This window comes from Roseateles sp. (assembly GCF_049240545.1).
Lineage (GTDB): Bacteria > Pseudomonadota > Gammaproteobacteria > Burkholderiales > Burkholderiaceae_C > Paucibacter_A.
Window position 1 is genome coordinate 1 of the sequence record NZ_JBMLSK010000073.1, and the last position, 1,521, is coordinate 1,521.

The following is a 1,521-nucleotide window of genomic DNA, read 5'->3' on the forward strand; positions in this document are numbered from 1 at the left end:
GCACGGGCTTCCTTGATGAGGCCAGCTTTGCGGGCCTGCAGTTCGCGGAGTTGCTTACTCATTTGAATTCTCCAGAAATGAAAATGCCGCCTGACACCTCGCGGTGTGGCGGCTCGGATGGAATGAAACAGGTAACGACCTTCGGGTCGTATTCGGACCTGGGACAACTCGATGGAGCAGCCCCGGGGTTGGGTTAAAGCAAGGCCAGGGCGTCCCTGGCTTGCCTCAGGCGCGTAGCTCCTGGCTTACTCAGTTGCCGAGCGTTGCGTCGCATCTTTTTGATGACGTCATCCAGGGTGGCAATGCCGTCGACCATGTTCTGAGCCAGTGCGGCATCGGCACCAAGAACGCGCCCCTGGCCCATGCCTTCGCGGACCTGGGAGATCGGCACCCCGCGGCCACGGGCCACGGCCTTGGTGAAAGCAGCGTAGTAATCGTCCACTCTGGATTGCATGAAGGACTGGGCCTCTGCATCCAGCGGGCTGTAGGGGTTACCTTCAACCTTGAATCTGCCCGCTGAGATCAGGGTGGTTTTTACGCCTGCATCTTCGAGCGCCTTGCTGTAGTCCTGGTGTGCTTGCCAGACACCGATGGAGCCGACTTCACCACCAGGAGTGACATAGAACTCGGAGGCCGAGCAACCGATCCAGTAGGCGGCGGACGCTGCAAGTGAATTGGCCACCGCGATCACAGGTTTCTGAGCACGGGCGCTCTGAATTTCATCGGCCAGTTCTGCGACGCCGTAAACACTGCCCCCTGGACTGTCGATGTCAATCAAGATCTGGGCCACCGTGTCATCAGCGATCAATTGGCGTAGCGCCGTAGAAAACTGCTGGGTGCTGGTGCTGCCCGGACCAGAAACATCGTCGACCATGTTCCCGCGCTGGGTGACCACCCCATAAAGAGGCAGCACCGCGACCCCGCCCGAGGACTGTACCGCCGCAGTTTGGCGGCGCGATTCACGGATTACGCGGTCGGCCTGAATGCGGATCATGTTCTCGGACTCGGCTGGAATACCCGCAGACCAGCGCATGACCACTGCCGCCAAGGCATTGAGTCGTTCGGGCATCAAGGCCCAGGGAGTCGCCAGAAACTCGGCGACCAGTAATTGGTGATTCATGAGTTCATTCCCAGTTGGATCAGTGATTGGCGAAGGTCTGGCTCTGAAAGAGTCCGACCGTCTTGTTCTTGCGCCCATTTCTCGGCAACTGACACGGGTACGGCCAAGGCTTCTGCAATGAGGCAGATCTCTTTTTCGTCAATCGCGCCGGAGCGGCTGATGCGCCTCGCCCAACGGTCAGCCGCGCTTGCAAGCACGGCGCGAAAGCGCGCATTGGTTTCCTCATCGACAGGTGCCTGCGACTCCAATTCGCTGTCCGCCGCGGCATCAGGTGGCTCAGCCTCTTCGGCATCACCTTCCTCCACCATGTTGAGCGGTCGCAAGGGCTCGTCCAGGCCTTCAAGCGGGTTGAGGTTTTCCGCCACACGCGCTTCGTTGCGGGTGAGCCAGCCGTTTTGAAT

General features: G+C 59.9%; 2 protein-coding genes and 1 pseudogene. 1 reads left to right on the forward strand and 2 read right to left on the reverse strand.

The window, feature by feature from the left end:
- A partial coding sequence (locus ACOVRJ_RS04030; RefSeq protein ID WP_422042611.1) for a hypothetical protein occupies positions 1-197 on the forward strand: 197 nt, incomplete at its 5' end.
- Here ACOVRJ_RS04030 and ACOVRJ_RS04035 read toward each other — a convergent pair.
- The gene (locus ACOVRJ_RS04035) at positions 194-1,120 is read right to left on the reverse strand and encodes a S49 family peptidase (RefSeq protein WP_422042612.1); all 927 of its coding nucleotides are present in this window, start codon (positions 1,118-1,120) and stop codon (positions 194-196) included. The genes ACOVRJ_RS04030 and ACOVRJ_RS04035 overlap by 4 nt on opposite strands.
- Positions 1,117-1,521, reverse strand: a pseudogene (locus tag ACOVRJ_RS04040) (hypothetical protein); the annotation flags it as partial. The pseudogene ACOVRJ_RS04040 and the gene ACOVRJ_RS04035, both read right to left, overlap by 4 nt.